The following is a 23,482-nucleotide window of genomic DNA, read 5'->3' as shown; positions in this document are numbered from 1 at the left end:
CTGCGGGCCCGGCCTCGTGCCGGGCCCGCAGCCTGCCCGGACGTCACCGCCGGGACGTCACCGCCAGGTCGCCCGGCCGCTGCCTGGGGTTATCGATTTTGGAGCCGGGGCCGGCGTCGGGTAATGTTCTTTCTGCGCCGCCCGGGAGGGAACGGACGAGGGAGCGAAACCCTCCGCCCGGCCCCGAACGAGAGGCGCAACGCCTGAGAAGGCCCCGACAGGGGTTCAACTCTGGTGGGGTATGGTGTAATTGGCAGCACGAGTGATTCTGGTTCATTTAGTCTAGGTTCGAGTCCTGGTACCCCAGCGCAGTACGCAAGTCCAGCAGTACAAGTGAAGAACAAGCCCCCGTTGTGTAGCGGCCTAGCACGCTGCCCTCTCACGGCAGTAGCGCCGGTTCGAATCCGGTCGGGGGTACTGATCCCGCAAGGGATCACCTGGAAAGCCCCCGTTGTGTAGCGGCCTAGCACGCTGCCCTCTCACGGCAGTAGCGCCGGTTCGAATCCGGTCGGGGGTACTGATCCCGCAAGGGATCGCCAGGAAGCCCCCGTTGTGTAGCGGCCTAGCACGCTGCCCTCTCACGGCAGTAGCGCCGGTTCGAATCCGGTCGGGGGTACTTCAGAGCATGAAGCCGGTGGGTTATCCCATCGGCCCTTGCTTTGCGTTGGGGTATGGTGTAATTGGCAGCACGAGTGATTCTGGTTCATTTAGTCTAGGTTCGAGTCCTGGTACCCCAGCCAGAAATTCAAGGCCCCGGTTTCCGGGGTCTTTTTTTGTATTTCCCGGAGCATTCCGAAGGGCCCCGCGCGGTGGTGCTGCGCGGGGCCCTTTCCGGATGGCGGCGGTCAGCCGCGGCGGAGCGCCTCGGTGAGCCGGTTCGCGGCCTCGATGATGGCCTGGGCGTGCAGGCGGCCCGGGTGACGGGTCAGCCGCTCGATCGGGCCGGAGACGGAGACGGAGGCCACCACGCGGTTGGAGGGGCCGCGCACGGGAGCGGAGACGGACGCGACGCCCGGCTCGCGCTCGCCGATCGACTGGGCCCAGCCGCGCCGGCGGACGCCGCTGAGCGCGGTGGCGGTGAAACGGGCGCCCTGGAGGCCGCGGTGGAGCCGCTCGGGCTCCTCCCAGGCCAGCAGGACCTGGGCGGCCGAGCCGGCCTTCATCGGCAGGGTGCTGCCGACCGGGACGGTGTCCCGCAGGCCGGAGAGCCGCTCGGCGGCGGCTACGCAGATCCGCATCTCGCCCTGGCGGCGGTAGAGCTGTGCGCTCTCGCCGGTGACGTCGCGCAGGTGGGTCAGGACCGGGCCCGCGGTGGCGAGCAGCCGGTCCTCGCCCGCCGCGGCGGAGAGTTCGGAGAGACGGGGGCCGAGGATGAATCGCCCCTGCATGTCCCTGGTGACCAGACGGTGGTGTTCGAGTGCGACGGCGAGCCGGTGGGCCGTGGGGCGCGCCAGACCGGTGGCGGCGACCAGCCCCGCCAACGTGGCGGGGCCCGACTCCAGTGCGCTCAGCACCAGAGCGGCCTTGTCGAGAACGCCGACGCCGCTAGAGTTGTCCATGCCCTAAGACTGCAGTCTCATTCCGCGAGACGCAAGTTCAATCTTCCGGGAAAAGCGCCACTCTGGATGCAGCAGCCCGGGAGGCATCCAGGATGCGACCTCGCCAGAGTGTCCGCATCGTGGACAGCGATCCGGCGTGCAGGTCGCGAGAACGCGCCCGCCACAGGGCGGCGGGAGCTCCGACCTCGACGACACGAGAAGGCCGGCAACGCGGCCGGCTGGAGGGAATCCGATGGGACGGACACTCGCAGAGAAGGTCTGGGACGACCACGTCGTGCGGCGCGCGGAGGGAGAGCCCGACCTGCTCTTCATCGACCTCCACCTGCTCCACGAGGTGACCAGCCCGCAGGCCTTCGACGGGCTGCGGCTGGCCGGCCGGACGGTCCGCCGCACCGATCTGACGATCGCCACCGAGGACCACAACACCCCCACCGTCGACATCGACAAGCCGATCGCCGACCCGGTGTCCAAGGTGCAGTTGGAGACGCTGCGCCGCAACGCCGCCGAGTTCGGCGTCCGGATCCACTCGCTCGGCGACATCGAGCAGGGCGTCGTGCACGTGGTCGGCCCGCAGCTGGGCCTGACCCAGCCCGGCATGACCGTGGTCTGCGGCGACTCCCACACCTCGACCCACGGCGCCTTCGGCGCACTGGCGTTCGGCATCGGCACCAGCCAGGTCGAGCACGTGCTGGCCACCCAGACGCTGCCGCTGGCGCCGTTCCGGACGATGGCCGTCACGGTCGAGGGCGAACTGCCCGAGGGCGTCACCGCCAAGGACCTGATCCTGGCCGTGATCACCAAGATCGGCACCGGCGGCGGCCAGGGATACGTCCTGGAGTACCGCGGTTCGGCGATCCGGGGCCTGTCCATGGAAGCCCGGATGACCATCTGCAACATGTCCATCGAGGCCGGCGCCCGGGCGGGCATGATCGCCCCGGACGAGACCACCTTCGACTACCTCAAGGGCCGTCCGCACGCCCCGCAGGGCGAGGACTGGGACGCCGCCGTCGCGTACTGGTCGACCCTGGGCACCGACGAGGACGCGGTCTTCGACCACGAGATCTTCATCGACGCGGCCGCGCTGACCCCGTTCGTCACCTGGGGCACCAACCCCGGCCAGGGCGCCCCGCTGGGCTCCGACGTGCCGGACCCGGCCTCCTTCACCGACCCGCAGGAGCGCGCGGCCGCCGAGAACGCCCTCGCCTACATGGGCCTGGAGGCCGGCACCCCGCTGCGCGAGGTCACCGTCGACGCCGTCTTCGTCGGCTCCTGCACCAACGGCCGGATCGAGGACCTGCGCGCCGCCGCCGCCGTCGTGGAGGGCCGCCGGATCGCCGACGGCGTACGGATGCTGGTCGTCCCCGGCTCCGTCCGGGTCGCCCTGCAAGCCGTGGAGGAGGGCCTGGACAAGGTGTTCACCGCAGCCGGCGCCGAGTGGCGCCACGCGGGCTGCTCGATGTGCCTGGGCATGAACCCCGACCAGCTCGCCCCCGGCGAGCGCTGCGCCTCCACCTCGAACCGCAACTTCGAGGGCCGGCAGGGCAAGGGCGGCCGGACCCACCTGGTGTCCCCGCAGGTCGCCGCCGCGACCGCCGTCCTGGGCCGTCTGGCCGCACCGTCCGATCTGCCCTCCGACCTGGCGGACACCAACGTGGCTGTGGAGGCCTGAGAACCATGGAGAAGTTCACCACCCACACCGGCCGGGCCGTTCCGCTGCGGCGCTCGAACGTGGACACCGACCAGATCATCCCGGCCCACTGGCTCAAGAAGGTCACCCGTTCCGGTTTCGAGGGCGGCCTTTTCGAGGCCTGGCGCAAGGACGAGTCGTTCATCCTCAACCGGTCCGAGCGGCAGGGCGCCACGGTCCTGGTGGCCGGCCCGGAGTTCGGCACCGGCTCCTCCCGCGAGCACGCCGTCTGGGCGCTGCAGAACTACGGCTTCCACGCGGTCATCTCGTCGCGCTTCGCGGACATCTTCCGTGGGAATTCCCTGAAGAACGGACTGCTGACGGTCGTCCTGCCGCAAGAGACCGTGGAACGGCTCTGGGCGCTCACCGAGAGTAACCCTTCGGCCGAGATCACCGTTGATCTGGAAGCCCGCGAAGTCCGGGCCGAGGGCGTCACCGCGTCTTTCGAACTGGACGACAACGTCCGGTGGCGGCTGCTCAACGGGCTGGACGACATCAGCATCACCCTGCGGCACGAGGCCGACATCGCGACCTTCGAAGCGACCCGTCCGGCCTTCAAGCCCCGTACTCTGCCGGTTGCCTGAGATCCCCTCAGAACAAGCATTCTGGCGATCCACCGGATGGCCCGCCTCCCCTTCGGGGGGGCGGGCCATCCGCCGTTCCGGAGCACGAGTTAGCGCCGCGGCCCACCCCGGATTGCCCATTTGGCTTTGCCGGAGAGGGCCCCGCGCAAGTACAACTGCGGGTAGATGGCACAATCAGTACATGCACCGGCACCATGAACCTCCGTACGCGGGCGGCGAACCCGCGGCTCCGGAGTCCGTGGGCCGGGGATCCGAACGCCGAATTGACGATCGGCCGGACGTCGCCTCCGCACCAGCTGAGGGGCCGGACGACCAGGAAGTCGCAGCGCTCTACGCGCTTGTGGCCGAGCGGTTGAAGCAAGCTCACGCCCGCGTGCATGCGCTGAACGTGTCTGCCGATGCAAAGACCGCTCTCTCCCGTCAACTCCTCATCGTCACCGAGACCGCCAAGCGCGATCTTCCGGAGGCGGCAAGGCGGTTGAGTCGCTTTGTACATGACCTCGACGAGGGGCGCCCGCCCGTCGCCTGAGGTCGCCGACGCGCAAATCCATTGCGACACTAGGGTGATTCGCGCGTTTGGTAATTGAAAGTCCGCAGATACATACCTAACGTGCGAAAAGAACGGATGGAATCATCCGGCGCCCGTTTCCGAAGGGGAAGACGTGAACAAGGCTCAGCTTGTCGAAGCGGTGGCCGAGCAGCTGGGCGGTCGCAAGGCTGCCGCAGAGGCCGTCGACGCAGTGCTCGACACCATGGTCCGTGCCGTTGTGGCCGGTGACCGGGTTTCGGTCACTGGTTTCGGCACCTTCGAGAAGGTGGAGCGCTCCGCGCGCTTCGCCCGCAACCCGCAGACCGGCGAGAAGGTCAAGGTCAAGAAGACCTCGGTGCCCCGCTTCCGTCCCGGCCAGGGCTTCAAGGACCTGGTCAGCGGCAGCAAGAAGCTGCCGAAGGAAGGCCCCTCGGTGAAGAAGGCCCCCAAGGGCTCCCTCACCCCGGGCAAGAGCGGCGTCGCCGCCACCCCGGCCGCCAAGCGCGCCGCGACCAAGCGTGCCGCCACGGCCGCCGCCGCCGCTGCTCCGGCCAAGAAGGCCGCCGCCAAGAAGGCGACCACCACGGCCGCGGCCAAGAAGACCACCGCGACCGCGACCAAGAAGACGGCCGCCGCCGCCAAGAAGGCGACCACCACCGCCGCCGCGAAGAAGACCACCGCGACCGCGACCAAGAAGACGGCCGCCGCCGCCAAGAAGGCGACCACCACCGCCGCCGCCAAGAAGACCACCGCGACCGCCAAGAAGGCGACCGCGACGGCCAAGAAGACGGCTCCGGCGAAGAAGACCGCCACCCGCAAGACCACCGCGCGCAAGACCTCTGCCAAGTAGTCCCGCGCAGCGGTCCTCGGACGGCCTTCGGCAGAGAGCCGCGGCACCCCCCTCCGTGAATTGCGGAGACCGGGTCGCCGCGGCTCTTTCGATTTCCGGGCGCTTAGTCAGGATTCTCCGACCGACGGTGACCAGGCACGGAACGCGAAGGCGGGCGTGCCGGACGGGGGGGGGGAGGAGCAGCGGGGGGACGGCCAGCGGAGGGCGGTCAGCCCGCGGCGGGGTCGGGGAAGGTCTGCAGCGTCACGAAGACCACCCGGCGGGCCTCGCCGGCGCCCTCGGTGCGGATCCGCACCCGCTGGCCCGGCCGCAGCAGCCGCAGACCGCCGGCGTCGAAGGCGGCCGCGTCGAACGGCACCGGGGTCCCGTCGTCGAGCAGCACGGAGCCGGCCCGGGTGGCGGGGTCGAAGGTGAACGCGGTGGCCTGCATGGCAGCAGCATAGCGAGCGGCCCCGACCGGCCGGACGGCGTCCTGCGGGGCGGCGGTCAGGCCCGTGCCAGCCGGGCGAACAGACTGCTGGTGTACGGGCCGAGGCCGAGCACCGCGGCCTCGCCGAGGTCCGCGCCGGTGTCGACGTCCCGGCGCACCGACTCCACGTCCGCCAGGCGCAGTTCGAGTGCTCCGCCGGCCGCGTGCCGGGCCCGTGAGCCGTCCCCGAAGGCGGGGGAGAGCGGGCGGCCGGGGGTGCAGGCGAGCAGCGTGGTGCCGAGGCCGGGGGAGTCCGGCAGGAAGGCCCGGCCGTCCGGTGGCACCGCGCCCAGCACCCGGGCCAGTTCGACCGGGCGCAGGGCCGGCAGGTCCGCCGAGAGGGCGGCCAGCGGCGAGCGCGGGGCGAGTGCCAGGGCGGCCGCCGCGCCGTGCACCAGCGCCTCGTTGAGGCCCTCGCCGGGTTCGTCGGCGACCACCACCGCGCCCAGCGCCGCCAGCCGGGCGCCGGCCGCCGCGTCCCGGGTGACCACCAGGACCCGGGCGACGCCCGGGGTGGCCAGCGCGGCGGTGGCGGTGTCGAGCGCGAAGGACAGCGCGAGGTCCGCCCGGTGCGGCCCGGCGTACGGGGCCAGTCGGCTCTTCGCGAGGGCGAGCGGCTTGAGCGGCAGCACCAGCGACCAGTCGGTGGTGGGTGCGGGGGGCGCGACGGGCCCGTTGGGGCGTACGGTGTCCTGGGTCATCGGCGTCATTGTGACGCCGGTCCCGGAGCCCTCGCCAGGCCGTCCGATCTGTGCGGACGTGCGTTTGATCACGCCTGCCGGGCGGGTTGGTGCGGTCGCTCGACAGCCGGTGAGCAGCCGGGCGAGACTGTTCCGCACCCGTGATCCGGGCACCGGTCCCGTACCGGTGCGCGGTACCGGGAGGTTATGACCGCGGCACCCCACGTGCCGCTTCGGATGAGGAGGACCTGGGGTGGCCCGCCGCTCGTACGCCAAGTTCGGCAACGCCGACTACGGCATCTGGTACCGCTTCGCGGCCGTGCTGGTGAAGCCGGTGACGACCGCGCTGGTGAAGCCCGACTGGCGGGGCTGGGAGCACCTTCCGAAGGAAGGCGGCTTCATCGCCGCGGTGAACCACAATTCGATCATCGACCCGGTGATCTACGCGCACTGGCAGTACAACAGCGGCCGTCCGCCGCGCATTCTCGGCAAGTCCTCGCTGTTCTCGATTCCCTTCATCGGATTCATGCTGCGCAAGACCGGCCAGATTCCGGTGTTCCGCGAGTCCACCGATGCCGCGCAGGCTTTCCGGGCCGCTATCGACGCCGTCAACGGCGGCCAGTGCGTGCAGTTCTACCCGGAGGGCACGCTCACCCGGGACCCGGACCTGTGGCCGATGACCGGCAAGAGCGGCGTCGCCAGGGTCGCGCTGATGACCGGCGCGCCGGTCATCCCGGTCGCGCACTGGGGAGCGCACGAGATCATCCCGCCGTACGGCCGGCCGGGCTTCGGGAAGGGCAAGTTCAACCTCTTCCCGCGCCACCGGGTCACCGTGGCGGCGGGGCCCGCGGTGGACCTGAGCAAGTACCGGGGCCAGGAGCTCACCGCCCAGGTGCTGGGCGACGCCACCGAGGACATCATGACGGCGATCACCGCCGTGCTGGCCGACGTCCGCGGCGAGGAGCCGCCGGCCGAGCGCTACGACATGCGCAAGGCCGCCCGGAACCGCGCCGCCGCGGCCGCCGCCGAACGCCGGCGCGCCAAGGGCGGAAACGACGACGAGGAGGGCGGCCGGTGACCCGCTGCGCAGTGATGGGGACGGGCTCGTGGGGCACCGCCTTCGCGATGGTGCTGGCCGACGCGGGCAGTGACGTCGTCCTGTGGGCCCGCCGCCAGGAACTCGTCGACGCCATCAACACCACGCACGAGAACCCGGACTACCTGCCGGGCGTGCCGCTGCCGGGCTCCGTCCGGGCCACCACCGACGCCGCCGAGGCGCTGGCCGGCGCCGACTTCGCCGTCCTGGTGGTGCCCTCGCAGACGCTGCGCGACAACCTGGCCGCCTGGACGCCGCTGATCGAGCCGCAGACCGTGCTGGTGAGCCTGATGAAGGGCATCGAACTCGGCACCGCCAAGCGGATGAGCGAGGTGATCGACGAGGTCACCAAGGTCGGCCCGGAGCGCGTCGCAGTGGTCAGCGGGCCCAACCTGGCCCGGGAGATCGCCAACCGGCAGCCCGCCGCCAGCGTCGTCGCCTGTGCGGACGAGGCGGTCGCCAAGCGGCTCCAGGCGGCCTGCCACACGCCGTACTTCCGCCCGTACACCAACACCGACGTGCTGGGCTGCGAGCTCGGCGGCGCGGTCAAGAACGTGATCGGCCTGGCGGTCGGCATGGCGGCCGGCATGGGGCTCGGCGACAACACCAAGGCGACGCTGATCACCCGCGGGCTGGCCGAGACCACCCGGCTCGGCGAGGTGCTCGGCGCCGACCCGCACACCTTCGCCGGGCTCGCCGGGATGGGCGACCTGGTCGCCACCTGCTCCTCGCCGCTGTCGCGCAACAACACCTTCGGCATGAACCTGGGCCGGGGCATGTCGCTCGCGGAGACCATCGCGGCGACCCGGCAGACCGCGGAGGGCGTCAAGTCCTGCGAGTCGGTGCTCGACCTGGCCCGGCGCAACGGCGTCGACATGCCGATCGTCGAGGCGGTGGTGGACGTCGTGCACAACGGGCGGCCCACCCAGGAGGCGCTCCAGGCCCTGATGTCCCGTTCGGCGAAGGCCGAGCGGCGCTGAGCGGCGCTGACGGCGCGGCGGTGGTCCGGGGCGGTGGCCGGGGGCGGCTGACGCCCCGGAAACCCTTCGCACGGTAGTCTCAAACCCGATATGAGCATCGAACAGTCCTCCCCGAACCCGTCCGCTGCGAAGCCGCGCGTCGCGCTGGTCTTCGGCGGACGCAGCTCCGAGCACGGCGTCTCGGTGGTCACCGCCGGCAGCGTGCTTAAGGCGATCGACCGCGAGAAGTACGAGGTGCTCCCGATCGGGATCACCCCCGAGGGCCGCTGGGCGCTGGTCAGCGACGAGCCCGCCCGGATGGCCATCACCGACGGCCGGATGCCGGACGTCACGGGCGTCGCCGAGTCCGTGGACGGGCAGGTCGCGCTGCCGATCGCCCCGGGCGACCGGGAGGTCGTCCTGAGCGAGCCGGGCAGCACCCCCAAGGCCCTCGGCGAGGTCGACGTGGTGTTCCCGCTGCTGCACGGCCCCTGGGGCGAGGACGGCACCCTGCAAGGCCTGCTGGAGCTGTCCGGCGTGCCCTACGTCGGCAACGGCGTGCTCTCCAGCGCGGTCGGCATGGACAAGGAGTTCACCAAGCGGATCCTGGCCTCGCACGGCCTGGGCGTCGGCCGGTACACCATCGTGCGGCCGCGCGACTGGGAGAGCGAGGCCGGCCGCGCCGCGGTGCGCGAGCGGGCCGCCGAGCTCGGCCTGCCGCTGTTCGTGAAGCCCTGCCGGGCCGGTTCCAGCATGGGCATCACCAAGGTCAAGGACCTCGCCGACCTCGACGCCGCGATCGAGGAGGCCCGCCGGCACGACCCCAAGCTGATCATCGAGGCCGGCGTGAGCGGCCGCGAGATCGAGTGCGGCGTGCTGGAGACCGAGGACGGCCCGAAGGCCAGCCTCCCGGCCGAGGTGCTGGTCGGCGACGGCTTCGACTTCTACGACTTCGAGGCCAAGTACATCGACTCGTCCGAGGTGCAGATCCCGGCGAAGCTCGACGACGGGCAGACCGCCGAGATCCGCCGCCAGGCGGTGGCCGCGTTCGACGCGCTCGGCTGCGAGGGCCTGGCCCGGGTGGACTTCTTCCTGCTGGAGGACGGCACCTGGATGGTCAACGAGATCAACACCATGCCCGGCTTCACCCCGATCTCGGCCTACCCGAAGATGTGGGAGGCCACCGGGCTGTCCTACCCGGAGCTGATCGACCGGCTGCTCCAGGCGGCGCTGCGCCGCTCGACCGGCCTGCGGTAACCGCACGCGGACGACGGAGGGCGGGCCGGGAAGCTCCCGGCCCGCCCTCTCGGCGCCTTCGCGGGCTCAGCCCGGGATGGTGGCCTTCACCGCGCCGGTGAGGGCGGCGGCCGGGTCCAGCGGGCTGGCGTAGACGCCGGCCGGGGAGGTCACCTCGACGTACGCCGCACGCATGGTCGCGACGAAGCGGTAGCCGCCGTCGTCCAGCTTCTGCGACCACCACGTGAGGTCGTCGACCGTCGGCGACATGTCCGCGGCGTGCGGGCCGTTCAGCTCGTCCGGGCGGTCGATCCCGCAGCGCAGCACCGTCCGGGGTGTGGTGTCCCACGCGGCCACGTACGGAGAGGCGGGCGACGGGTCCTTGCGGGCGTGGCCGAGCAGCTCCTGCGGCAGGGCCGCGGCCAGCGCGCGGCAGTACTCGGCCGCCTTGCCGCCCGGCCGGGGGGCCGCCACCGATTCGTCGGCGGAGCCCCAACTGCCGAGCAGCACGACGACCGTGCAGGTCAGGGCGAGCGGCAGGGCCAGCCAGCGGACGGGCGCCGGCAGTGCCGTCAGCGCCCGGGGGATTCGGAGTTCTCTGGCCACCCGCCGATGGTAGCCGGGCCTTACAGGTGCACCACCGGACAGGTGAGGGTGCGGGTGATGCCCTCGACCTGCTGGACCTTGGCCACCACCAGGCGGCCCAGGTCGTCCACGGTGTCGGCCTCGGCCCGGACGATGACGTCGTACGGGCCGGTGACGTCCTCGGCCTGGAGGACGCCGGGAATCTCGGAGATCGACTGGGCCACGGCGGTGGCCTTGCCGACCTCGGTCTGGATCAGGATGTATGCCTGTACCACGGGGACCTCCGGCGGCCGGTTACGGGGATCGCCGCCGTGAGCGCCCGGACGGTCGTCGGGGTGGGAACGGGCTCACCGGCAGTCTGATCACCACGCTACCGCGCGGTGGGCCGGGGAGGGGAGACCCCGACACCCCGGAAGGGCGTACGCTGCGCGCGGGGGCGCGACGGGGACGAGTTCAGTATGGACATGCGAGAGGACGGCAGATGCAGGGGACCGTGGGCGAGCTCGGCGAGTTCGGTCTCATCAGGGAGCTGACCGCCCGGGTGCCGCTCACCGACGCGGTCGACCTCGGCCCCGGTGACGACGCCGCGGTGGTGAAGGCCCCGGACGGCCGGGTGGTGGCCACCACGGACGTCCTGATCGAGAACCGGCACTTCCGCCGGGACTGGTCCACCGCCTACGACGTGGGCCGCAAGGCCGCCGCCCAGAACCTCGCCGACGTGGCCGCCATGGGAGCGGTGCCCACCGCGATACTGCTCGGCCTGGTCGCCCCCGCCGACCTGCCCACCACCTGGGCCACCGAGCTGATGGACGGGCTGCGCGACGAGTGCCAGGTGGCCGGGGCGACGGTGGTCGGCGGCGACGTGGTGCGCGGCGACACCGTCACGCTGGCCATCACGGCGCTCGGCGACCTCCAGGGGCGCGCGCCGGTGACGCGCGCCGGTGCGCAGGTCGGCGACGTGGTCGCGGTGACCGGCTGGCTCGGCTGGTCGGCCGCCGGACTCACCGTGCTGCAACGCGGCTTCCGCTCCCCCCGCGCCTTCGTCGAGGCGCACCGCCGGCCCGAGCCGCCGTACCACGCGGGCCCGGCCGGCGCCGAGTTGGGCGCGACCTCGATGATCGACGTGAGCGACGGACTGGTCGCCGACCTCGGCCACGTGGCCCGGGCCAGCGCGGTGGACATCGACCTGAAGGCCGCCGACTTCGACGTCCCGGCGCAGATGGCCGACATCGGACAGGCGGTCGGGGTGGACCCGTTGGTCTGGGTGCTGTCCGGCGGCGAGGACCACGCGATCGTGGCGACCTTCCCGCGCGGGGTCCAACTCCCGGCCCGCTGGCGGGTGGTGGGCGAGGTGACCGGCCGCCCCCGGGGCAGCCGCAGCGGCCGGGTGACGGTGGACGGCGCGCCCTGGGACCGGGTCGGCGGCTGGGACCACTTCGCCGAGTGACGGGCGGCCGCGCCGATTGTCGTACGGCACACGGCGGGTGACCCCCGGACACCGGCGCGCGGCGGGCGGCGCGTGACCCCCGCACTCGCGGCGCACGGGCTTCGCGGGTCCGTTTTGCGTAGGCTGGCGACAACCGAGCCCGCCCGCCGTCTGCTGTGGGTGGTCTGAACCACTGCGAGCGGGAGCGCACCCAGTCATGCGTATCGGTGTACTGACCAGCGGCGGCGACTGCCCCGGCCTCAACGCGGTGATCCGCTCCGTCGTGCACCGGGGCACGGACGTGCACGGCGACGAGATCGTCGGCATCCTGGACGGCTTCCTCGGCCTGATCGAAGGCCGCACCCGGCCGGTCTCGCACGACGACGTCACCGGCCTGCTCACCCTCGGCGGCACCGTCCTGGGCTCCGCCCGGGTGCAGCGCGAGCGGATCTCCTGGGCGGTGGAGAACGCGAAGACGCTGGCCCGGGACATCGGCATCGACGCGCTCATCGCGATCGGCGGCGAGGGCACGCTGACCGCCGCCAGGCTGTTCAGCGACGCCGGACTGCCGGTCGTCGGGGTGCCCAAGACCATCGACAACGACATCAACGCCACCGACGCCACCTTCGGCTTCGACACCGCGGTGCACGTCGCGACCGAGGCGATCGACCGGCTCAAGACCACCGCGGAATCCCACCAGCGCGTCATGGTCGTCGAGTTGATGGGCCGTCACACCGGCTGGATCACCCTCACCGCGGGCATGGCCGGCGGCGCGCACGGCATCCTCATCCCGGAGAAGCCCTTCGACATCGAGGCGGTGGCCCGGATGGTCGACGACCGCTTCGACCGCGGCAAGAAGTTCGCCATCATCGCCGTCGCGGAGGGCGCCGCCCCGATGCCCGGCACCATGCGCTTCGACCACGGCGAGGTCGACCAGTACGGCCACCGGACCTTCGGCGGGATCGGCAACCGGCTCGCCCACGAACTGGAGAACCTGCTCGGCAAGGAGGCCCGCCCGGTCATCCTCGGGCACACCCAACGCGGCGGCACCCCGACCGCCCGGGACCGCGTGCTCGCCACCCGCTTCGGCTGGCACGCCGTCGAGGCCGTCCACCAGGGCGCGTTCGGCCACTTCACCGCGCTGCGCCGGACCGGGATCGAGCTGGTGCCGATCGCCGACGCGGTGACCCGGCTGAAGACGGTACCGGAGGACCGCTGGGTGGAGTCCGAGGCCGTGCTCTGAACGTGCGCAGGTAGGTTGCCGTGCTCCGAACGCGCGCAGGTAGGTTGCCGCGCTCCGAACGCGCGCAGGTAGGTTGACCTCATGGTTTCGACTGCCCCTCCCCGTGTGCTCACCGTCGCCGGCTCCGACTCCGGCGGTGGCGCCGGTATCCAGGCCGATCTCAAGGCGATGCTCGCCCTCGGCGTCCACGGCATGAGCGTGATCACCGCCGTCACCGCGCAGAACTCGCTCGGCGTCCAGGGCTACTGGGAGCTGCCCGCCGAGGCCGTCCGGGCGCAGTTCCGCAGTGTGGTCGACGACATCGGGGTGCAGGCCGTCAAGACCGGCATGCTCGCCTCGATCGAACTGGTCGAGACCGTCTCCGAACTGCTGGCCGGGGTGGACGCCCCGGTGGTCGTCGACCCGGTCGGCGTCTCCAAGCACGGGGACGCCCTGCTGGCCGCCGAGGCCGTCGCCACCGTCCGCGAGCGGCTGCTGCCGGTCGCCACCCTGGCCACCCCCAACCTGCACGAAGTGACCCAGCTCACCGGCCGGACCGTCGAGGGCGAGGGGCAGATGCTGGACGCCGCCAAGGCGTTGCTCGACCTCGGGCCGCGCTGGGCGCTGGTCAAGGGCGGCCACCTGGAGGGCGAGGCCGCGGACCTGCTCTACGGCGGGCCCGGCGAGGTGCACTGGTACCGGGCGCCGCGCTACGACAACCGGCACACCCACGGCACCGGGTGCACCCTGGCCAGCGCGATCGCGGCCGGGCTGGCCAAGGGCGAGTCGCTGCCGGAGGCGGTCGGCTCGGCCAAGGCGTACATCACCGGCGCGATCGCCGGTGGCTTCGCGCTCGGCGCCGGGATCGGCCCGGTCGATCACGCCTGGCGCTGGCGCTGACCCGGCCGGTGGGCGGGCCCCCGGTCCCGCCCACCACCACGGGTGTGGCGGGAAACACGGGTGCGGCGGGACAACAGCGGCGGGAAAGCGAGGCAGGAAAAACAGTGAAGCCGGTTCATCCGAGGATGAACCGGCTTCACTGGAGGACCGGCATGCCGGTCTGCGCGTCAGCGCGAGACCTTACCGGCCTTGATGCACGAGGTGCAGACGTTGAGCCGCTTCGGCGTCCGCCCAATCACAGCGCGCACCGTCTGAATGTTGGGGTTCCAACGACGGGGGGTACGGCGGTGCGAGTGGGAGATGCTGTTGCCGAAGCCCGGCCCCTTGCCGCAGACGTCGCAGTTGGCAGCCACAGGAGTCACTCCAAGACTTCAGATCATTTACGTTCGACAACCCCGCTGGACCAGCGGAGCACTCGCGTGAACCTGACCGGACCGAGGGGTGAGCCTGGATTGTTCCAGGCAACCGGAAGAGCATACAACGCCTGTTCCGGTTCAACGAAACTACCATGTCCGGCAGGGTGATCGCTCCGGTCGCCGGTCCGGGCGACCCTCCCCGGCCCCCGATAACCTGCCGGTATCACCCCTCGCCGCGGCCTTGGCCGTGCTGCTGCCCCGCAGGCCGTCGCGGCGTCCCACCCGGAGGAGACCTGGTGCTGCACACGCTCGACGCCCCGGCGGTGCGCACCTGGTGCCAGCTCGCCCTGCGTGCGCTCGGCCAGGCCCGCGAGGAGATCGACGCGCTCAACGTCTATCCCGTCCCGGACGGCGACACCGGCACCAACCTCTACCTGACCGTCGAGTCCGCCGCCGCCGAGGTGGAGAGCCGCTTCGCCGACCCCGCCGCCGACCCGGCCCCCGGCCTGGCCGACACCGCGCGGGCGATGGCCCGCGGCGCGCTGGTCGGCGCCCGCGGCAACTCCGGGGTGATCCTCGCCCAGTGGCTGCGCGGCACCGCCGAGACGCTCGCCGAGGGCGGCGGCGCCGACCAGCTGCGGGCCGCCCTGCAACGGGCCGCCGACTCCGCTTACCAGGCCGTCGCGGAGCCCGTCGAGGGCACCCTGCTGACCGTCGCCCGGGTTGCCGCCCGGGAGGCCGTCCGGGCCGGGGGCGGACTCGCGCAGGTCGCCGACACCGCCTACCGGGCCGCCCGGGACGCGCTGCGGCACACCCCCGAACAACTCGCCGTGCTGGCCGAGAACGGGGTCGTGGACGCCGGCGGGCGCGGCCTGGTCGCCGTGCTCGGCGCGCTCGCCGACGCCGTCGCCGGGCAGCAGCCGATGGGCCCGGTCGCGCTGCGCGGGGACGTCCGGGCGGTCGAGAGCTGCGCGGTGCACCTGAGGCCGCCGGGCCCCGGCCACCCCGCGTTCGAGGTGATCTACCTGCTCGACGCTCCCGACGAGGCCCTGCCCGCGCTGCGCGAGCGGCTCGGCGCGCTCGGTGACTCCCTGGTGGTCGGCGGCGGCGACGGCCTGTGGAACGTGCACGTCCACGTGGACGACGCGGGCGCCGCCGTCGAGGCGGGGGTCGAGGCCGGGCGGCCGCACCAGATCCGGATCACGCACTTCGCCGAGGCCGCCGCCCGGGCCGGCAGTGCCGCCGAGCGCGGCGAACGCCGGGAACGGGCCCGCGCGGTGCTCTGCGTGGTGTCCGGCGAGGGGCTGGCCGAGCTGTGCGAGCAGGCCGGCGCCGTCGCCCTGCACGCCGACCCGGACCGCCCGCCGGCCAGTGCCGAACTCGCCGCCGCCGTGCGCCGCTCGGCCGCCCGCGAGGTCGTCCTGCTGCTCAACGACCCCGAACTGCGTGCTGCCGCCGGGGCCGCCGCCGACCAGCTGCGCGAGGAGGGCGTGCGGATCGCCGTGCTGCCGACCCGCTCGCCGGTGCAGGGCCTGGCGGCGCTCGCGGTGCACGAGGGCGGCCGCCGCTTCGACGAGGACGTGGTCGCCATGACCTCCGCGGCCGGCGCCACCCGGTACGCCGAACTCGCCGTGGCCGAGGGGGAGTCCTGGACGATGGCCGGGGTCTGCCAGGCCGGGGACGTGCTCGGCCTGATCGACGGCGACGTCGCGGTGATCGGCACCGGGCTGGCCGAGGTCGGGGCGAGCGTGCTGGACCGGATGCTCGGCGCGGGTGGCGAACTCGTCACCCTGGTCCTCGGCGAGGGCGCCGACGAGGCGCTCGCCGACCGCCTGGTGGCGCACGCCCGGCACCGGCGGCCCGAGGTCGACGCGGTGGTCTTCCACGGCGGCCAGGAGTCCGCGCCGCTGCTCATCGGGGTGGAGTAGGGCACGCCGCGGGGCCCGGAATGTCGGCCCCGTGGTGTAGACAGGGGCCTGATGGGCGCTCTCGATGAACCACTGACCAAACTCGTCGGCGACCGCACCGCGAAGGTGCTCGCCGACAGCCTCAAGCTGCGCACGGTCGGGGACCTGCTGCACCACTATCCGCGCCGCTACGTCGAACGCGGCCAGCTCACCAGCCTGGACGAGCTGGAGATCGACGAGCACGTCACCGTGCTGGCCCGGATCGAGAAGGTCACCCTGATCCCGTTCCGCGGCCGCAAGGGCGACCGGCTGGAGGTCGTCGTCACCGACGGCCGCAGCCGGCTCTCGCTGGTCTTCTTCAACCAGGGCTGGCGGCAGAAGGAGCTCAAGTCCGGCGCCCAGGGCCTGTTCGCGGGCAAGGTCGGCGTCTTCAACCGCAGCCGCCAGCTGGTCTCGCCGGACTACCAGCTGCTCGACGAGGAGGCCGGGTCGGACGCCGCCCGGCAGTTCGCCGGCCGGCTCATCCCGGTCTACGGCGCCAGCGCGCAGATGCCCAGCTGGAAGCTGTCGATCTGCATCGAGACGGCCCTCACCAAGCACCTGGGCGACGTCGGCGAGCCACTGCCCGCCGAACTGCGCGAGCGGCACGGGCTGATCCCGTTGCCCGAGGCGCTGGAGCTGATCCACCGCCCGCGCGGCCAGGCCGACCGCGAGCTCGCCCAGAGCCGGCTGCGCTGGGACGAGGCCTTCGTCCTCCAGGTCGCCCTGGCCCAGCGCCGGGCCGCCGAGTCCGCGCTGCCCGCCGTCCCGCGCCGGGCCCGCGCGGGCGGCCTGCTGGACGCCTTCGACGCCCGGCTGCCGTTCACCCTCACCGAGGGCCAGCAGAAGGTGTCCGCCGAGATCGCCGCCGACCTCGCGAGCGAGCACCCGATGCACCGGCTGCTCCAGGGCGAGGTCGGCTCCGGCAAGACCCTGGTCGCGCTGCGCGCCATGCTCGCCGTGGTCGACGCGGACGGCCAGGCGGTGCTGCTCGCGCCCACCGAGGTGCTGGCCCAGCAGCACCACCGCTCGATCGTCGAGATGATGGGAGACCTGGCGGAGGGCGGCATGCTCGGCGGCTCCGACCTCGGCACCCGGGTGGTGCTGCTGACCGGCTCCATGGGCGTCCCGGCCCGCCGCCAGGCGCTGCTCGACATGGCCTGCGGCGACGCGGGCATCGCCATCGGCACCCACGCGCTGATCGAGGACAAGGTCCAGTTCCAGGACCTCGGCCTGGTCGTGGTCGACGAGCAGCACCGCTTCGGCGTCGAACAGCGGGACGCCCTGCGCGCCAAGGGCGAACAGCCGCCGCACCTGCTGGTGATGACCGCCACCCCGATCCCGCGCACCGTCGCGATGACCGTCTTCGGGGACTTGGAGACCTCCGTCCTCGACCAGCTGCCGGCCGGCCGCTCGCCGATCTCCACCCACGTCGTCCCCGCGCTGGAGAAGCCCAACTTCCTCACCCGGGCCTGGGAGCGCGTGCGCGAGGAGGTCGCCAAGGGCCACCAGGCGTACGTGGTCTGCCCCCGGATCGGGGACGAGGAGCCCGCCGCCGAGCCGAAGAAGAAGCGGAAGGCGGCCGAGGAGGACCTGGAGGACGTCGCCGACGCCGGTGCCGGGAGCGACGAACGGCGGCCCCCGCTCTCGGTGGTGGAGACCGCCGGGAAGCTGGTCGAGGGGCCGTTGCAGGGCCTGCGGGTGGAGATCCTGCACGGCCGGCTGGCTCCGGAGGCCAAGGACGAGGTGATGCGCCGGTTCACGGCCGGCGAGGTGGACGTGCTGGTCGCCACCACCGTCATCGAGGTCGGCGTCAACGTCCCCAACTCGACCGCGATGGTCATCATGGACGCCGACCGCTTCGGCGTCTCCCAGCTCCACCAGTTGCGCGGCCGGGTCGGCCGCGGCAGCGCCGCGGGCCTGTGCCTGCTGGTCAGCGACATGCCCGCGGGCAGCGCCGCCCGGGCCCGGCTGGACGCGGTGGCCGGCACCCTGGACGGCTTCGAGCTGTCCCGGATCGACCTCGAACAGCGCCGCGAGGGCGACGTGCTGGGCCAGGCGCAGTCCGGGGTGAAGTCCTCGCTCAAGGTGCTCTCGGTGCTGGAGGACGAGGAGGTCATCCTCACCGCCCGGACGGAGGCCACCCGGCTGGTCGCCGAGGACCGCGAGCTGGCCGCCCACCCGGAGCTGCGCACCGCGCTGGAGAGCCTGCTCGACGAGGACCGCGCGGCCTACATGGAGAAGGGCTGAGCGGCCGCCGCCGGCCCCGGAATTGTCAGACCCCCGCGAGAGAATGAAGGTGTTCAGGGCGCACCCCCAAGGTGCGTACCTGGCACGACATTTGGGGGTCCTGCCATGGCATTCCGTCATCTCAACGAGCTCCCGCTGGGCGACAAGGTCTTCCGGATCGAACTCGCCAGCGACGACGACCGCGAGGTCACCCTCACCCTGACCGGCTGGCGCGAGGGGGCGGCCGCCCAGCCGCTCGCCTCGGGCAAGCTCCGCCTGCCGGTCGAGGACGTCGCCTCGCTGCGGATCGCGCTCAACCGCGCGCTGCGGGCGCTGGCGATCGTCGCCGACGTCTCCGAGCCCATCCCCGACCGCGACGTGCTGCGCGAGCTGTACCCCGGCCACGGCGCCCCCTGGGTCCCGCAGCACGAGGAGGAGCTGGTCCGGCGCTTCCACGACGGCGAGACCATCGCCCGGATCGCCGCCCGCTTCGGCCGCACCCCCGACTCCGTCCGCACCAAGCTGCGCGAGCTCGGGCACGACCCGCGCCGCCCCGAGTTCTGCCCGCCCGACGGCTGCCTGTCCTGGTCCCGCTACGCCTCGCCGGCGCTGCTCGGCGCGGCCGCCCCGGTCCCGCCGGCGGGCTCCGAGGCGAGCTGAAAGGCAAGCTGAGAGGCGCCCCGGGGCCGGCTGGGACGGTCTCCGGGGCGAGCTGAGCCGTGACCCCGAGGCCCCACCGATCCGTCGGTGGGGCCTCGACCCGTATAGCGTGGTCGGGCAGCGACGAAAGGACCTTCCCCCACCATGACCCGCGTGATCGCCGGGCTGGCCGGCGGCCGCCGGCTGGCCGTACCGCCAGGCCGGGGCACCCGCCCGACCTCCGACAAGGCCCGCGAGGCGATGTTCTCCACCCTGGAGGCGCTGCGCGGCACCCTGCACGGGGCCCGGATGCTCGACCTGTTCGGCGGATCGGGCGCGGTCGGCCTGGAGGCGCTGTCGCGCGGCGCCGAGCACGTCCTGCTGGTCGAGGCGGACGGCCAGGCGGCCCGGGTGATCCGGGAGAACGTCCGCACGATCGGCCTGCCCGGCGTGGAGGTGAAGGCCACCAGGGCCGAGCAGGTGCTCGCGGGCCCGCCCCCGCAGACCCCGTACGACCTGGTCTTCCTCGACCCGCCGTACGCCGTGACGGACGACGAGCTGCGCGAGATGCTGATCACACTCCTGGCCGGGGACTGGCTCGCGGAGGACGCACTCGTCACCGTGGAGCGCAGCACCCGTGGCGGCGAGTTCGGCTGGCCCGAGGGCTTCGAGGTGCTGCGCTCGCGCCGCTACGGCGAGGGCACGCTCTGGTACGGTCGCGCCGCCGCCGAGACCAGCCAGCACGAGTAGCGGGCCGAGGCCCGCAGCAGCCGTCACCCCCCGAGGGAGCACCCACGCCATGCGCCGCGCCGTCTGTCCCGGTTCGTTCGACCCGATCACCAACGGTCATCTCGACATCATCGGGCGGGCCTCGAAGCTGTACGACGTCGTGCACATCACGGTCCTGATCAACCGCAACAAGCAGGGCATGTTCAGCGTCGAGGAGCGGATCGGCCTGATCGAGGAGGTCACCGCGGACTTCGGGAACGTGGTGGTCGAGTCGTACCACGGCCTGCTGGTGGACTTCTGCCGGGAGCGCGGGATCCCCGCGATCATCAAGGGCCTGCGCGCGGTCAGCGACTTCGACTACGAGTTGCAGATGGCCCAGATGAACCACGGCCTGTCCGGGGTGGAGACGCTGTTCGTGCCGACCTCCCCGACGTACAGCTTCCTCTCCTCGACGCTGGTCAAGGAGGTCGCCTCGTACGGCGGGGACGTCTCCCACCTGCTGCCGGAGACGGTGCACCGGCGGCTGGTCGAGCGGATCGCGGAGCGCAAGGCCCAGCAGTAGGCGGGAGCGTCGGTGGCCGCGGGGCGGCCGTCCGTTTCTGCCGGTTCGTCATGACTTGTCCGCTGCCCGGTCGACCGGTTCGGCTCGGGCGTTGTGACCTCGCCGCGCGGTGGCCGTACAGTCTGTATTCCTGCCCCTGCGGTGAGGTTCACCGCGTCGGGCCTGCCTCCGCCGGACCGTCGGCGGCACACGGAAAGACGAAGCCCCGTGGACGTGCAGAACAAGGTCGACGAGATCGTCGCGGCGGTCGAGAACGCCCGCTCGATGCCGATGTCGGCCTCCTGCGTGGTGAACCGGGCCGAGCTGGTCGGCCTGCTCAACGCCCTCAAGGCGGAGCTGCCCGCCGAACTCGCCCAGGCCCAGTCGATGATGGCCGACCACGAGCAGGTGGTGGCCGGGGCCCAGGCCGAGGCCGACCGGATCATCCAGGGTGCACACGCCGAGCGCGGCTCGCTGATCTCGGACACCGAGGTGGTCCGCCGGGCCCAAGCCGAGGCCGACCGGATCCTCGCCGAGGCCCGTGGCGAGGTCGAGGCCAAGCGCGCCGAGGCCGACGACTACGTGGACAGCAAGCTCGCCAACTTCGAGGTCGTGCTGACCAAGACGCTCGGCGCCGTCGGCCGCGGCCGGACCAAGCTGCGCGGTGACTCCAGCGTCTTCGAGACCGACTTCGACGGCGAGACGGACGGCGAGGAGTTCCAGCCGCAGCGGATCACCCCCAGCCCCGAGGTCGACGAGTACGTCGATGTGAAGCTCGCCACGCTGGAGAACGTCCTCAGCGCCACCCTGGAGGCCGTCGGCAAGGGCCGCGACAAGCTGCTCGGCAAGCGGCCGATCGACGAGCTGGGCGCCTACCTGGCCGCCGCCGACGAGGCGCAGCAGGCCAAGGAACGGGCCGAGGCGGTGGCCGCCGGCTTCGCCATCGACGGCGACGCCAACGGCGACGACATCGCCTGGTACCGCGAGGACGTCCCGCAGCAGCAGACCTGGCCGGAGCAGACCCCGGCCGCGGCGGGCTGGCAGGCCCCCGGCGTCGACCAGTACGCGGCCGCCCAGCAGCAGGGGCAGTACGCCGAGGTGTACGCCGGCGGCTACGACCCGGCCGGCCAGGGCGACCCGTACGGTGCCCAGTGGGGGCACCAGCAGCAGGGCGCCGCGGACGGCTACCCGCAGCAGCAGCCGGACTACGCGGCCCAGCAGCAGCACGGGGACTACGGCTATCCGCACCAGCAGCAGCCGGGTTACGGCGCGCAGCAGTACGACGCCTACACCTACCCGCAGCAGCCCGCCGCCCCGCCTGCCGTGCCGCAACAGCAACAGCAGCAGCCGGGCCTGGACGAGACCAGCTTCTTCGACACCAGCATGATCGACATGACCCGGCTCCGGGAGCTGGGCGGCCGCTGAGCCGGCCCCGCGCGGGCCCGGCGCAAGCTCCTGACGGGAGCGAAGTTGGGCCTGGCGGGAGACTCCGGTAGGCTGACCACTCCGGCCTTTTCGTGTCGGACTGTCGGCTTGCCCGCGCACCGCTGGTGCGGAGGCACCGCGATCGAAGATTCCCCATGGAAGTCAGGACACCTTGAACCGCCTCGACCACCGCGACCCCCTCGTGTTCGACACGCACGAGCTGGGACGTCGCCCGGGCTCGCTGCGCAAGGTGTCCCGCACTCTGGAGGCCCCCGCGGGCCTGGGGATCATCGACGTGATCGGCGTCCCCGAGAAGAGCGAGCTCCGGCTGGAGCTCCGCCTGGAGTCCGTGGTCGAGGGCGTGCTGGTCACCGGCACCGCCGAGGCCCAGGTCGAGGGCGAGTGCGCCCGGTGCCTGGAGCCCGTCGAGGACGACCTCGACGTCGACTTCCAGGAGCTGTACTACTACCCGGAGTCCGACGAGCGTCACCGCGCCCGGACCGCCGGGGCCGAGGACCTCGACGAGGACTCGGAAGAAGATACTTACCGTCTGGAGGGCGACTTCTTCGACCTCCAGCCGGTGCTGCGTGACGCGGTGGTGCTCGCACTGCCGCTGCAGCCGGTGTGCCAGGAAGACTGCCTGGGCCTGTGCTCCGAATGCGGAGCGCGCCTGAGCGACGACCCGACGCACCACCACGACGCCGCCGACCCCCGGTGGGCGGCTCTGCAGGGACTCTCCGCCGCCCCCGGCGACGAGGGTGACGGGATCAAGAACAGCGACACCCGTGAGGGTCTCGCCGAGAACCAGGAGAAGTAGCCGTGGCTGTTCCGAAGCGGAAGATGTCGCGCAGCAACACGCGCCACCGTCGGTCCAACTGGAAGGCCGTTGTTCCGGCCCTCGTGGCGTGCGACCGCTGCCACGAGCCGAAGCTGGGTCACATCGCGTGCCCGAGCTGCGGCACGTACAACCGTCGCCAGGTCCTCTCGGTCTGATCGGCGGGGTGCACGGATCGATGTCGGACGGTAACTCCACCCGCAAGGCGTCCTCCGCCCCGAAGGGTTCCTCTTTGGGCGGTGGCAGGGCCGGTGGGCCGGCTTCGACCGAATACGACGTCCTGGAAGGGCGCCTCGGGTACACACTCGAGCGCGCCCTTCTGGTGCGTGCCCTGACCCACCGCTCGTACGCGTACGAGAACGGGGGCCTGCCCACCAACGAGCGCCTGGAGTTCCTCGGCGACTCGGTGCTGGGCCTCGTGGTGACCGACACCCTCTACCGCGTCCACCCGGACGTGCCGGAGGGCACGCTCGCCAAGCTGCGCGCCGCGGTGGTGAACTCCCGCGCGCTCGCGGACGTCGGCCGGGGCCTGGAACTCGGCACGTTCATCCGGCTCGGCAAGGGCGAGGAGGGCACCGGCGGCCGCGACAAGTCGTCGATCCTCGCCGACACGGTCGAGGCCGTGATCGGAGCCGTCTACCTGGACCAGGGTCTGGACGCGGCCACCGAGTTCGTCCACCGGCTGTTCGACCCGCTGATCGAGGAGTCCTCCCAGCTGGGCGCAGGCCTGGACTGGAAGACCAGCCTCCAGGAGCTCACCGCCTCGGTGGGCATCGGGGTGCCCGAGTACGTGGTCATGGAGTCCGGTCCGGACCACGAGAAGACCTTCACCGCGGCGGCCCGGGTGGCCGGCGAGGACTTCGGCAGCGGCGTCGGCCGTTCGAAGAAGGAGGCCGAGCAGAAGGCCGCCGAGAGCGCCTGGCGGGCGATCAAGGAGAAGTACGCCGACCGGCTGCCCGCCGGGGCGTGAGGGAGCAGTAGCCTTCCTCCTGCTGATCCC

General features: G+C 72.3%; 25 protein-coding genes and 5 tRNA genes. 24 read left to right on the top strand and 6 right to left on the bottom strand.

Going from position 1 to position 23,482, the window contains the following annotated elements; translation table 11 throughout:
• Positions 1 to 235: 235 nt before the first annotated feature.
• From ACFWPI_RS24020 to ACFWPI_RS24000, 5 genes are all read left to right on the top strand, one after another.
• A tRNA-Gln gene (locus tag ACFWPI_RS24020) sits at positions 236 to 307 on the top strand.
• Positions 308 to 344: 37 nt separating this feature from the next.
• Positions 345 to 417: transfer RNA gene (locus tag ACFWPI_RS24015), tRNA-Glu, on the top strand.
• Positions 418 to 444: 27 nt separating this feature from the next.
• Positions 445 to 517, top strand: a tRNA-Glu gene (locus tag ACFWPI_RS24010).
• A 26-nt stretch (positions 518 to 543) separates the two neighbouring features.
• Positions 544 to 616: transfer RNA gene (locus tag ACFWPI_RS24005), tRNA-Glu, on the top strand.
• Positions 617 to 665: 49 nt separating this feature from the next.
• Positions 666 to 740, top strand: a tRNA-Gln gene (locus tag ACFWPI_RS24000).
• 105 nt (positions 741 to 845) lie between these two features.
• Here ACFWPI_RS24000 and ACFWPI_RS23995 read toward each other — a convergent pair.
• On the bottom strand, positions 846 to 1,559 hold the full coding sequence (locus tag ACFWPI_RS23995) for an IclR family transcriptional regulator (RefSeq protein WP_063347714.1): 714 nt from the start codon (positions 1,557 to 1,559) through the stop codon (positions 846 to 848).
• Positions 1,560 to 1,791: 232 nt separating this feature from the next.
• On the opposite strand from ACFWPI_RS23995, the gene leuC reads away from it, so the two are divergent.
• The 4 genes from leuC (at position 1,792) to ACFWPI_RS23975 (ending at position 5,209) form a co-directional block, all read left to right on the top strand.
• A complete protein-coding gene (leuC, locus tag ACFWPI_RS23990; RefSeq protein ID WP_063347713.1) occupies positions 1,792 to 3,228 on the top strand; it encodes a 3-isopropylmalate dehydratase large subunit in 1,437 nt (478 codons plus the stop codon).
• Between the two features lie 5 nt (positions 3,229 to 3,233).
• A complete protein-coding gene (leuD, locus tag ACFWPI_RS23985; protein WP_380376597.1) occupies positions 3,234 to 3,830 on the top strand; it encodes a 3-isopropylmalate dehydratase small subunit in 597 nt (198 codons plus the stop codon).
• Between the two features lie 181 nt (positions 3,831 to 4,011).
• Entirely contained in the window at positions 4,012 to 4,359 is a 348-nt protein-coding gene (locus tag ACFWPI_RS23980) for a hypothetical protein (protein ID WP_371517045.1), read from the top strand.
• A gap of 133 nt (positions 4,360 to 4,492) precedes the next feature.
• Positions 4,493 to 5,209 carry an HU family DNA-binding protein gene (locus ACFWPI_RS23975; RefSeq protein ID WP_063347711.1) on the top strand — a complete coding sequence of 239 codons (717 nt, stop codon included), beginning with the start codon at positions 4,493 to 4,495 and terminating at the stop codon, positions 5,207 to 5,209.
• A gap of 208 nt (positions 5,210 to 5,417) precedes the next feature.
• On the opposite strand, the gene ACFWPI_RS23970 is transcribed toward ACFWPI_RS23975, so the two are convergent.
• Positions 5,418 to 5,639 carry a hypothetical protein gene (locus tag ACFWPI_RS23970; RefSeq protein ID WP_063347710.1) on the bottom strand — a complete coding sequence of 74 codons (222 nt, stop codon included), beginning with the start codon at positions 5,637 to 5,639 and terminating at the stop codon, positions 5,418 to 5,420.
• Positions 5,640 to 5,695: 56 nt separating this feature from the next.
• Complete coding sequence (gene cofC / locus ACFWPI_RS23965) at positions 5,696 to 6,379, bottom strand: 2-phospho-L-lactate guanylyltransferase (protein ID WP_063347709.1); 684 nt, start codon at positions 6,377 to 6,379, stop codon at positions 5,696 to 5,698.
• A gap of 232 nt (positions 6,380 to 6,611) precedes the next feature.
• Here cofC and ACFWPI_RS23960 point away from each other — a divergent pair, with 232 nt between their 5' ends.
• The 3 genes from ACFWPI_RS23960 (at position 6,612) to ACFWPI_RS23950 (ending at position 9,670) form a co-directional block, all read left to right on the top strand.
• Positions 6,612 to 7,436 carry a 1-acyl-sn-glycerol-3-phosphate acyltransferase gene (locus ACFWPI_RS23960; protein WP_063347708.1) on the top strand — a complete coding sequence of 275 codons (825 nt, stop codon included), beginning with the start codon at positions 6,612 to 6,614 and terminating at the stop codon, positions 7,434 to 7,436.
• A 14-nt stretch (positions 7,437 to 7,450) separates the two neighbouring features.
• Positions 7,451 to 8,434 carry an NAD(P)H-dependent glycerol-3-phosphate dehydrogenase gene (locus ACFWPI_RS23955; RefSeq protein WP_079135606.1) on the top strand — a complete coding sequence of 328 codons (984 nt, stop codon included), beginning with the start codon at positions 7,451 to 7,453 and terminating at the stop codon, positions 8,432 to 8,434.
• 90 nt (positions 8,435 to 8,524) lie between these two features.
• A complete protein-coding gene (locus ACFWPI_RS23950; RefSeq protein WP_363375958.1) occupies positions 8,525 to 9,670 on the top strand; it encodes a D-alanine--D-alanine ligase family protein in 1,146 nt (381 codons plus the stop codon).
• Between the two features lie 66 nt (positions 9,671 to 9,736).
• Here the strand turns inward: ACFWPI_RS23950 and ACFWPI_RS23945 are convergent, their stop codons facing one another.
• Entirely contained in the window at positions 9,737 to 10,255 is a 519-nt protein-coding gene (locus ACFWPI_RS23945) for a DUF3515 domain-containing protein (RefSeq protein ID WP_380376604.1), read from the bottom strand.
• A 20-nt stretch (positions 10,256 to 10,275) separates the two neighbouring features.
• Positions 10,276 to 10,509, bottom strand: a complete 234-nt coding sequence (locus tag ACFWPI_RS23940) for an Lrp/AsnC ligand binding domain-containing protein (protein ID WP_363375953.1) — start codon at positions 10,507 to 10,509, stop codon at positions 10,276 to 10,278.
• 206 nt (positions 10,510 to 10,715) lie between these two features.
• Here ACFWPI_RS23940 and ACFWPI_RS23935 point away from each other — a divergent pair, with 206 nt between their 5' ends.
• The 3 genes from ACFWPI_RS23935 to thiD all read left to right on the top strand — a co-directional run bounded on the left by ACFWPI_RS23935 (position 10,716) and on the right by thiD (position 13,782).
• Complete coding sequence (locus tag ACFWPI_RS23935; RefSeq protein WP_063347704.1) at positions 10,716 to 11,681, top strand: thiamine-phosphate kinase; 966 nt, start codon at positions 10,716 to 10,718, stop codon at positions 11,679 to 11,681.
• 196 nt (positions 11,682 to 11,877) lie between these two features.
• Positions 11,878 to 12,903, top strand: a complete 1,026-nt coding sequence (locus ACFWPI_RS23930) for a 6-phosphofructokinase (protein WP_063347703.1) — start codon at positions 11,878 to 11,880, stop codon at positions 12,901 to 12,903.
• 81 nt (positions 12,904 to 12,984) lie between these two features.
• Positions 12,985 to 13,782 (top strand): bifunctional hydroxymethylpyrimidine kinase/phosphomethylpyrimidine kinase, encoded by a 798-nt coding sequence (gene thiD / locus ACFWPI_RS23925; RefSeq protein WP_063347702.1) that lies wholly within the window; start codon positions 12,985 to 12,987, stop codon positions 13,780 to 13,782.
• A 167-nt stretch (positions 13,783 to 13,949) separates the two neighbouring features.
• Here thiD and rpmB read toward each other — a convergent pair whose 3' ends face one another.
• A complete protein-coding gene (gene rpmB / locus ACFWPI_RS23920; RefSeq protein WP_014138233.1) occupies positions 13,950 to 14,135 on the bottom strand; it encodes a 50S ribosomal protein L28 in 186 nt (61 codons plus the stop codon).
• 299 nt (positions 14,136 to 14,434) lie between these two features.
• Between rpmB and ACFWPI_RS23915 the strand changes: the two genes are divergently transcribed.
• The 9 genes from ACFWPI_RS23915 (at position 14,435) to rnc (ending at position 23,452) form a co-directional block, all read left to right on the top strand.
• Positions 14,435 to 16,066 carry a DAK2 domain-containing protein gene (locus ACFWPI_RS23915; protein ID WP_380376610.1) on the top strand — a complete coding sequence of 544 codons (1,632 nt, stop codon included), beginning with the start codon at positions 14,435 to 14,437 and terminating at the stop codon, positions 16,064 to 16,066.
• Between the two features lie 51 nt (positions 16,067 to 16,117).
• A complete protein-coding gene (gene recG / locus ACFWPI_RS23910) occupies positions 16,118 to 18,334 on the top strand; it encodes an ATP-dependent DNA helicase RecG (protein WP_380376613.1) in 2,217 nt (738 codons plus the stop codon).
• Positions 18,335 to 18,439: 105 nt separating this feature from the next.
• The gene (locus ACFWPI_RS23905) at positions 18,440 to 18,973 is read left to right on the top strand and encodes a hypothetical protein (protein WP_063347699.1); all 534 of its coding nucleotides are present in this window, start codon (positions 18,440 to 18,442) and stop codon (positions 18,971 to 18,973) included.
• Between the two features lie 144 nt (positions 18,974 to 19,117).
• Positions 19,118 to 19,702 carry a 16S rRNA (guanine(966)-N(2))-methyltransferase RsmD gene (gene rsmD / locus ACFWPI_RS23900; RefSeq protein WP_380376618.1) on the top strand — a complete coding sequence of 195 codons (585 nt, stop codon included), beginning with the start codon at positions 19,118 to 19,120 and terminating at the stop codon, positions 19,700 to 19,702.
• A gap of 49 nt (positions 19,703 to 19,751) precedes the next feature.
• Entirely contained in the window at positions 19,752 to 20,243 is a 492-nt protein-coding gene (coaD, locus tag ACFWPI_RS23895; RefSeq protein WP_063347697.1) for a pantetheine-phosphate adenylyltransferase, read from the top strand.
• A 207-nt stretch (positions 20,244 to 20,450) separates the two neighbouring features.
• On the top strand, positions 20,451 to 21,647 hold the full coding sequence (locus tag ACFWPI_RS23890; RefSeq protein WP_380376621.1) for a cell division initiation protein: 1,197 nt from the start codon (positions 20,451 to 20,453) through the stop codon (positions 21,645 to 21,647).
• A gap of 172 nt (positions 21,648 to 21,819) precedes the next feature.
• Positions 21,820 to 22,464, top strand: a complete 645-nt coding sequence (locus ACFWPI_RS23885) for a DUF177 domain-containing protein (protein WP_063347695.1) — start codon at positions 21,820 to 21,822, stop codon at positions 22,462 to 22,464.
• 2 nt (positions 22,465 to 22,466) lie between these two features.
• The gene (gene rpmF, locus ACFWPI_RS23880) at positions 22,467 to 22,640 is read left to right on the top strand and encodes a 50S ribosomal protein L32 (protein ID WP_030056747.1); all 174 of its coding nucleotides are present in this window, start codon (positions 22,467 to 22,469) and stop codon (positions 22,638 to 22,640) included.
• Between the two features lie 20 nt (positions 22,641 to 22,660).
• Positions 22,661 to 23,452: a ribonuclease III gene (rnc, locus tag ACFWPI_RS23875; protein ID WP_079135603.1), complete on the top strand. Its 792-nt coding sequence runs from the start codon at positions 22,661 to 22,663 to the stop codon at positions 23,450 to 23,452.
• Positions 23,453 to 23,482: the final 30 nt, after the last annotated feature.

The sequence above is a fragment of the Kitasatospora sp. NPDC058492 genome (assembly GCF_042720685.1).
Taxonomy (GTDB): Bacteria; Actinomycetota; Actinomycetes; order Streptomycetales; family Streptomycetaceae; genus Kitasatospora.
Note: the sequence above shows the minus strand (reverse complement) of the source record. Positions and strands in the feature narration are given on the sequence as shown.

Bases quoted from the DNA above. Each gene is read 5' to 3' on its own strand.
- thiD (WP_063347702.1), top strand. From the start codon at position 12,985: ATGGTTTCGACTGCCCCTCCCCGTGTGCTCACCGTCGCCGGCTCCGAC.
- rnc (WP_079135603.1), top strand. From the start codon at position 22,661: ATGTCGGACGGTAACTCCACCCGCAAGGCGTCCTCCGCCCCGAAGGGT.
- ACFWPI_RS23935 (WP_063347704.1), top strand. From the start codon at position 10,716: ATGCAGGGGACCGTGGGCGAGCTCGGCGAGTTCGGTCTCATCAGGGAG.
- coaD (WP_063347697.1), top strand. From the start codon at position 19,752: ATGCGCCGCGCCGTCTGTCCCGGTTCGTTCGACCCGATCACCAACGGT.
- recG (WP_380376613.1), top strand. From the start codon at position 16,118: ATGGGCGCTCTCGATGAACCACTGACCAAACTCGTCGGCGACCGCACC.
- rsmD (WP_380376618.1), top strand. From the start codon at position 19,118: ATGACCCGCGTGATCGCCGGGCTGGCCGGCGGCCGCCGGCTGGCCGTA.
- leuD (WP_380376597.1), top strand. From the start codon at position 3,234: ATGGAGAAGTTCACCACCCACACCGGCCGGGCCGTTCCGCTGCGGCGC.
- leuC (WP_063347713.1), top strand. From the start codon at position 1,792: ATGGGACGGACACTCGCAGAGAAGGTCTGGGACGACCACGTCGTGCGG.
- ACFWPI_RS23950 (WP_363375958.1), top strand. From the start codon at position 8,525: ATGAGCATCGAACAGTCCTCCCCGAACCCGTCCGCTGCGAAGCCGCGC.
- cofC (WP_063347709.1), bottom strand. From the start codon at position 6,379: ATGACCCAGGACACCGTACGCCCCAACGGGCCCGTCGCGCCCCCCGCA.
- ACFWPI_RS23930 (WP_063347703.1), top strand. From the start codon at position 11,878: ATGCGTATCGGTGTACTGACCAGCGGCGGCGACTGCCCCGGCCTCAAC.
- ACFWPI_RS23905 (WP_063347699.1), top strand. From the start codon at position 18,440: ATGGCATTCCGTCATCTCAACGAGCTCCCGCTGGGCGACAAGGTCTTC.
- ACFWPI_RS23970 (WP_063347710.1), bottom strand. From the start codon at position 5,639: ATGCAGGCCACCGCGTTCACCTTCGACCCCGCCACCCGGGCCGGCTCC.
- ACFWPI_RS23955 (WP_079135606.1), top strand. From the start codon at position 7,451: ATGGGGACGGGCTCGTGGGGCACCGCCTTCGCGATGGTGCTGGCCGAC.
- ACFWPI_RS23980 (WP_371517045.1), top strand. From the start codon at position 4,012: ATGCACCGGCACCATGAACCTCCGTACGCGGGCGGCGAACCCGCGGCT.
- ACFWPI_RS23995 (WP_063347714.1), bottom strand. From the start codon at position 1,559: ATGGACAACTCTAGCGGCGTCGGCGTTCTCGACAAGGCCGCTCTGGTG.